General features: G+C 62.8%; 5 protein-coding genes. 3 read left to right on the top strand and 2 right to left on the bottom strand.

The features are described from left to right. Together QZV93_RS17410 and QZV93_RS17405 are read left to right on the top strand one after the other, a co-directional pair. Positions 1-930 (top strand): hypothetical protein (locus tag QZV93_RS17410; protein WP_295559974.1); only part of this gene is annotated, 930 nt, incomplete at its 5' end. Further along, on the top strand, positions 927-1,706 hold the full coding sequence (locus QZV93_RS17405) for an FCD domain-containing protein (RefSeq protein ID WP_295559972.1): 780 nt from the start codon (positions 927-929) through the stop codon (positions 1,704-1,706). The genes QZV93_RS17410 and QZV93_RS17405, both read left to right, overlap by 4 nt. 16 nt (positions 1,707-1,722) lie before the next feature. On the opposite strand, the gene QZV93_RS17400 is transcribed toward QZV93_RS17405, so the two are convergent. Together QZV93_RS17400 and QZV93_RS17395 are read right to left on the bottom strand one after the other, a co-directional pair. Continuing rightward, positions 1,723-3,000, bottom strand: a complete 1,278-nt coding sequence (locus tag QZV93_RS17400; RefSeq protein ID WP_295559970.1) for an ABC transporter substrate-binding protein — start codon at positions 2,998-3,000, stop codon at positions 1,723-1,725. Positions 3,001-3,254: 254 nt separating this feature from the next. Continuing rightward, positions 3,255-6,245 (bottom strand): PAS domain S-box protein, encoded by a 2,991-nt coding sequence (locus QZV93_RS17395; RefSeq protein ID WP_295559968.1) that lies wholly within the window; start codon positions 6,243-6,245, stop codon positions 3,255-3,257. Between the two features lie 361 nt (positions 6,246-6,606). On the opposite strand from QZV93_RS17395, the gene QZV93_RS17390 reads away from it, so the two are divergent. Next, on the top strand, positions 6,607-6,829 hold a 223-nt coding region (locus QZV93_RS17390; protein ID WP_295559966.1), incomplete at its 3' end, for a hypothetical protein.

The following is a 6,829-nucleotide window of genomic DNA, read 5'->3' as shown; positions in this document are numbered from 1 at the left end:
GGAAAGTTGTTTGATCTTTGTGCAAGTGCACAATGCGTAATCGCTTTTGTTGCAGCTTTTTTTCAGCGCATGCTGCAGGTGCAAACCTATATTGGTTTTTTTTGGTTATTATTGGTTGCAATCCCGATGTTTGGGACGCATTGTGTTCGTCCACGGGTTTCATATGGCGCATCGGCAATGACGGAATTGGAACGCAGCTGGGCCGACGCGACGATCGCGGGCTTTCGCGCGTTGGGTTCGTCACACTCCCTCCAGGCTGCGAAACATTGGCTGGCTGCAGCAGAACTCGGACCCTTTCCCGCTCTCGACCCGCGACGTGCAGCCTCGCGGACGAACGAGGGGGCGGCCCACGTCCTCCGCGGTGAGAAACACGCCGCGGAAGCTGCGCTGGCCGAAGCCGAGCATCTTTGGTCGACCTACGCGCAGGACATCCCGACGGCCGATGTCTCCCTTCCGGGACAAAGCTCGTCCTTCCACTTCAGACTCGCTTCGCGAAATCTCCAGGCGTTCGAGGCGGTTCAGCGCCGGCGACTCGCCGAGCAATGTGGAGCGGGGCTTGCCATCGCGCGGTTCAACCTGCTGCTCGCGGGAGCGGGGGGCGCCTTTAACGCGACGGCCGCCCCTACGCTCGCCGCCCTTCTGTCGGATGTTCTCGGGTCGCAAACGCCAGAAGTGCGCCTGCTTCTCGGCGCATCGCTCGACCACTCCGCGAAGACGGTTGCGGCCGACTCGCTCTATGCGGAGAAGGCTGCCGAGCTTGAACTCCAGCGCTCAGCGGCCGTTCGCGGTCTGGGCGACGAACTCAAAATTCTGAAATTCGCAGTCGCGCATACTGTCTTGTTGACACCCGGGCTCGTCCACGACCGCGAACCCGAAGCGCGAGATAATCATCAGCTTATTTCGTCCGACAAATTCCAGAGCACACAATGAGCGTCAATCAAGTTGCAGACACGGATGCGCCGCCCTGGGTCAATGATCTCTCGCGCCATCCCCTCATTACGCCTCAGGCGAAGGATATCGCGACGCGCGTTTTCGCGCGCATCGCGTCGGGCGCCTATCCTTTCGGGACGCGCATTCCCGCCGAGCGCGATCTCGCCGCCGAGTTTCAGGATACGCGCGCCACGATCCGTCAGGCGCTCGAATTTCTGGCAACCTACGATGTCGTGGCGCGGCGGGCGGGAAGCGGAACCTTCGTCTCCTATCGCAAGCCCTCCGATCAGGGCCTGCCGAGAGAAAGAGTTGCGCTCGAGAGCCAGTCCTCCATCCATCTGCTCGCCGAAACGGCGTCGCCGTTCGCCATGAGCATCGCGGAATCCATCCTGGAGCCGGAAATGGTCCGGCTGGCCACCATCTACATGTCGACGCGCGATCTTGCCGAACTCAACCGGCAGCTTTCAGCGCTGGAGGGCATCGTTACGGAATCCGACGCCTTCGCCACGCTGGAAGACGATTTCATGATGATGCTGGCGCGCGGCACGCACAATTCGCTGATCGCGGCCATGTACGCGATCCTGCATGAGGTCCGCCGACAGCCGCAGTGGGCCGCGAGCCGCAGGCAGATGCTCACGCCTTCAAAAATCCGTAGCGCTCAGATGCTGCTGCGATCGCTCTACGATGCCATCTCGCGGCGTGACGTGGAGACGGCCGTGGAGCTCATCAAGCTGCATGTCGCCAGCACGCACGAGGACATGATCTACGAGTCCTGAGCCCGCGCCCGGCTGCTCACGACCATGCCGCGAGGTGCTCGCGCTGGTCCCACATCAATTCGAGCGCGCGCATGTGCTTGACCAGCGTCGGTTTGTGCTCGTTCCACCAGTCGATGATCGAGCAGAACTCCTGAATGCGGGCGCGCCCGTCGACGATGGTCACGACCGGCCAGTCGCCGACCAACGCGTTGTCGATCCCGAACAGGTCCTTGCCCCACCACACCGCCTCGCCGAAGGCATGCTGGCCGATGCCGCCGACCTTCATCAGCGCCAAAACCGAGAACGGCTCGAACGTGCGCGCGCGCTGCACAGCGGCCTTCCAAAGCTCCAGCGTCGAAGCGTACTCCCAGGACACCGCGCTCCAGGTGCCTGGATAGCGGCGGAGAAACTCCTCGTAGAAGCCGTTCGGATTCTCGAAATTTACCCGCGCATCGTTTAGGCGCGGGTCGTCGAAATCCGGAAACTGGAAGACGAACCCTTCCATGAACTCCGGGCTCGTACGTCTGATCAGCTCCTGGTAGTTGTCGCACGTGCAGGAGAGAAGCTGGCCCTTGAAGCCGCGCTTGTAGGCCTCGATCGTCAGCGCATGCACGAAGGGCTCGTAGGCCGTGTCCCAGCATAGAATGTCCGGTCCATCCGCCATCAATGCGTCGACGATGGGGGCAAAATCCGTTGTCTCGGGATCGAAGATGCGCTCGGCGATCAAATCGATGCCGGCCGCCTCGAATGCCGCGCGATAGGTGGCAATCGACGGCAGTCCGAAAAGATCGCTCTGGGCGCACATGGCGGCAGTCTTGAGATGGGGCTTGCGGCGCTTCAACCAGTCGACACCCGTGACGTTGTAGATCGGGTGAACCTCGCTCGGCGCGACCAGGGTCGGCGTGTCCGGTGACAGATCGCTCGGCAGCAGGCCGGCGACGAGCATGCGATGCTGGCTGATGAGATCGCGGACCTCGCGCGTGAGGTCGTTGCCTCCGTTCATGAGGATCAGCTTCACGCCGTCCTCGAGGATCAGCTTCCTGGCGCCCTGGAAGGCCAACTCCGGCTGATACATGGTATCGAACGGCACCAGCTCGACGGGGAATTTGCGGCTGCCAACCTTCACGCCGCCCGCCGCATTGACGAGATCAACCCAGATCCTGCAGCCGTCCAACCCTGGCGCAGACCACGCCTTGAGCGGGCCGGTCAAGGGCGCGAGGAAACCGATTTTCAGGACCTTCGACGAGCCCAACGCGAAGTCACGCAGGGCAACACCCAGCGCTGAGGCGAGCGGACTTTTGGCGCGAGCGACCATGCGTTGGCCTTATCCGTTCTTCTTTGTCTTGGGCGGAGGGCCGTTTCGCCGGTCGGCCGCGCCTTGTATCGGCCCCCGCATGGCGCACGCGGGACCGGCCTCGAAGCAACCTGTCATCATGCCTTTACGTGTGAGATCAGTCTCTTGCACTTGCCCGGTGGGTCTTATACCGGCTCGCTGCATGATGCTAGAGCGTGATCGATACCGATTGAAGAGAAATCGGCGGGGGTCCTCGCCCGGCGCAATGTCCGAGATCAGGGCGCGATCGGACCATCGTCAAGCACGGCGCGCAGCTTTTCCGCCAGCATCTCGTAGGTGAAGGGCTTGGTCAGCAAATGCACGCCCGGCTTGAGGTGTCCGTTGTGCGAGATGGCGTTCCTGGCATAGCCCGAAGTGAAGAGGACCTTGATTTGCGGCCGGCGCAGGATCGCCTCGTCCGCCAGCTGGCGCCCGCTCATGCCATGCGGAAGACCGACGTCGGTGAACAAGAGGTCGATCTCGGGATGGGCGTCCAAGAGCCTCAGCGCCGCGTGGCCGTTCGAAGCCTCGACAACCGAGTAGCCGAGCTCGCTCAAAATTTCCCGCGAGTAAGCCCGGACGTCGTCCTCGTCCTCAACGAGAAGGATAGTCTCGTTGCCCGTGGGGTTGACAGGCTCCTTCGGGGATCCTTCGTGCGCCGACAGATCATTGGCCAGCATGCGCGGCAGATAGATCTTGACCGTCGTGCCCTCGCCCGCCTCGGTGTAGATCTTCACGTGGCCACCCGATTGCTTGACGAAGCCGTAAACCTGCGAAAGGCCGAGGCCGGTCCCCTGCCCAATGTCCTTGGTGGTGAAGAACGGCTCGAAGGCCCGCGCCAGAACCTCCTTCGTCATGCCGGACCCCGTATCGGTCATGCAAATGACCACGTACTGGCCCGGACGCACCTCCGCCTGCACCGACGCATACCGTTCGTCGAGATAAGCATTCGCCGTCTCGATGGTGAGCTTGCCGCCGTTTGGCATGGCGTCGCGCGCGTTGACCGCAAGATTGAGAAGCGAAACCTCGAGCTGGTTGGCGTCGACGTGGACCCGCCACAGGCCTCCGGCGAGCACGGTTTCGAGGGCGATCTGCTCGCCGATGGCGCGGCGCAAGAGCTCGGATATTCCGACCACGAGGCGGCCTGCGTCGACCGTCTTGGGGTCCAGCGGCTGGCGACGCGAAAATGCGAGCAGGCGCTGCGTTAGGGCTGCTGCCCGTTCCGCTCCCTGCTTCGCATTGTGCGTCAGGCGGAGAATGCGTTCGGGGTCTACCTTGCCCTTTGCCAGCGTCCTGTCGACCGACTGCAGATTGCCGAGGATGATCGTGAGCAGGTTGTTGAAGTCGTGCGCGACGCCGCCCGTAAGCTGTCCGATACCTTCCATCTTCTGTGACTGTGCAAGCTGCTCCTGCGCGCGCTGCAGCGCCGTTTCGGCTTCGCGCCGCTCCGTCGCGTCGCGCGTGATCTTGGCAAAGGCGACGAGATTTCCGTTGCGGTCGCGAATGGCATTGATGACGACGTTGGCCCAGAACCTCGAGCCGTCCTTACGCACGCGCCAGCCTTCGGTCTCGAATTTTCCGGTGCGTGCCGCCGTCTCGAGACCCCGCGGCGGGACGCCGTTGGCCCGATCCTCCTCGGTGTAGAAGACGCTGAAGTGCTGCCCCACGATCTCGGCCGCCCGATAGCCCTTGATGCGCTCGGCGCCGTTGTTCCAGTTCGTTATGTGGCCTGCCGAGTCGAGCATGAAGATCGCATAGTCGCTGACGCCTTCGACCAGAAGCTGATAGTGGCCCTCCGCCTTCTCGCGTTCGGCAACCTCGGCGACGAGCCTCGTGTAGGCGGTACGAAGCTCCTCCGTCCGCTGGGCGATCTTACTCTCCAACTCGTTGCGCAGAACGAATTGCAGCTCCCGGGCTTGGACGATGTCCTCGATGTCTGTTGAAGACCCGAACCATTGAACGATCGTACCGTGCTCGTCGCGGACGGGCGAAGCGCGCGCCTTGAACCAGCGATAGGCGCCATCATGGCGGCGGATGCGGAAGTCGATGTCGTAGTCGTGCTCGCCGTTGACGGCGCCCATCCAATGCTCGAGCACGCGCGCGCGATCCTCGGAGTGCACCGACATATCAAGCCAGCCGAAGCCGATCTGCTCCGCCGCCGGCAAGCCCGTGTACTCGAGCCACTGGCGGCTCAGATGGTTGCACGTCCCGTCGGGCAGGCACGACCAAACGAGTTGCGGCAACGTTTCCACCAGCATGCGGTATCGATCCTCGACGAGACGCCTCACGCGCAGCTCCTCCTGGGCCGATCTGTAGAGGCGGGCGTTGTCGATGGCGACGGCAGCTTGCGCGGCGATGCCGGCCAATACCGATTCCGCCCTCTGGTCGAAAATGCCGGGTTGATGATGACCGAAAAACAAGCCGCCGAGCACCTGACCGGATCGCGACACGACAGGTGCGGCGAGGTAGCTGCGCACCGGAAGATGGCCGTCCGGCATTCCATGGTACGGCTCGTTCTTGCCGTAGCGCGGATCGGTCAGGATATCGTCCGAACGGACGATGCCCTTGCCTTCGAAAGTGGGCGCGAAAACGGCCGTGTTGCGGGGCATGGGAAAACGCGCGAAGGCTTCGCGGGGGGCGCCGGAAAGCGTGTAAAGCGTATAGCTCTCGCCCTCGGCGTTCTTGACGTTGTAGAAAAATGCTCCGAACTCAGCGCGCGTGAGCTCGACGGCGGCATCGGTCACCGCCTGCACCAAGGTCGAGAGATCCAACTCCGCCGCAATCATGGCCTGCGTGCGATTCAGCACCTCGAGCGACCGTCGCTCATCGGCAAGGACGTCTTCCTGCACCTTGCGCGCCGTGGCGTCTTCCACGGTGCCGATCATGCCAAGCACGGAATCTCCGGAATAATGCGCGCGGCCTCGCGCCTCGACCCAGATGGTCTTGTCATCCGCAGGCCGCTTCACCCGGTATGAGATCGCGTAGTCCGACCGCCCTGCGATCGCCGCTTCCACCGCAACGCGCGCCAGCTCGCGGTCCGGCTCCAAAAGGAGCCCGCGCAGCTCCGTCCATGTCATGGCTGGACCCAGGGGGACGCCGAAGATTTCGGCGGCCCGCTCCGAGAACGTGACGCGGTCGCTGGCGGCATCCCAGCTCCAGAATCCAAGACGCGAGAACTCGAGCGCCTGGCGATACTGGTCGTGCTCCTCATCCAACGCTTGCGACATGCTCACCTTTCCTCCCGCCGCTCGGACGCCAGTTGGCGGACAGCGAACGGAAGCGCGAAATTGAGGCACGCGGCGCATATTCCGGCAAGCGAACTATTTTCGGCCTGCCCCTGCATGTGCACGGAACTCTCGATGGCCGATACGCGTTGTTTGTCCCTTTCGACAAAGGGATGAACGTCGAGGGCGCAAGCCGCCCCACCATCAAGCGAAGCGGAGGCTCCGCAAACGATCTGCTGCAACACGTTATCCCCATGTCCGGGTTGATCAAACGCCGGCGCGTCACAAATCTCCAAGCAAAAGGACGCTAACGCCTTTAATGTCGGCTCATCGATCGTTCGGCTCTTTCGGACCTGGAGGGCGCATGACCCGGACCGTGCTCGAGATCCAAGACGGTGGCGGCGAGTCCGACCCCGAGGCGCGCGAGTGGATCGATGCCATCAGCTCGGTAATGGCGTTCGAAGGCAGCGAGCGCGCCGACCTCCTGCTCGGGAAGACGGTCGGCATGGCGCGGCGGCAAGGAGCAAGCCTGCCGTTTGCTGCGAATACGGCGTACATCAACACGATTCCTCCGCACAAGGAGGCGT

This window comes from uncultured Hyphomicrobium sp. (assembly GCF_902826555.1).
Lineage (GTDB): Bacteria > Pseudomonadota > Alphaproteobacteria > Rhizobiales > Hyphomicrobiaceae > Hyphomicrobium_C.
Note: the sequence above shows the minus strand (reverse complement) of the source record. Positions and strands in the feature narration are given on the sequence as shown.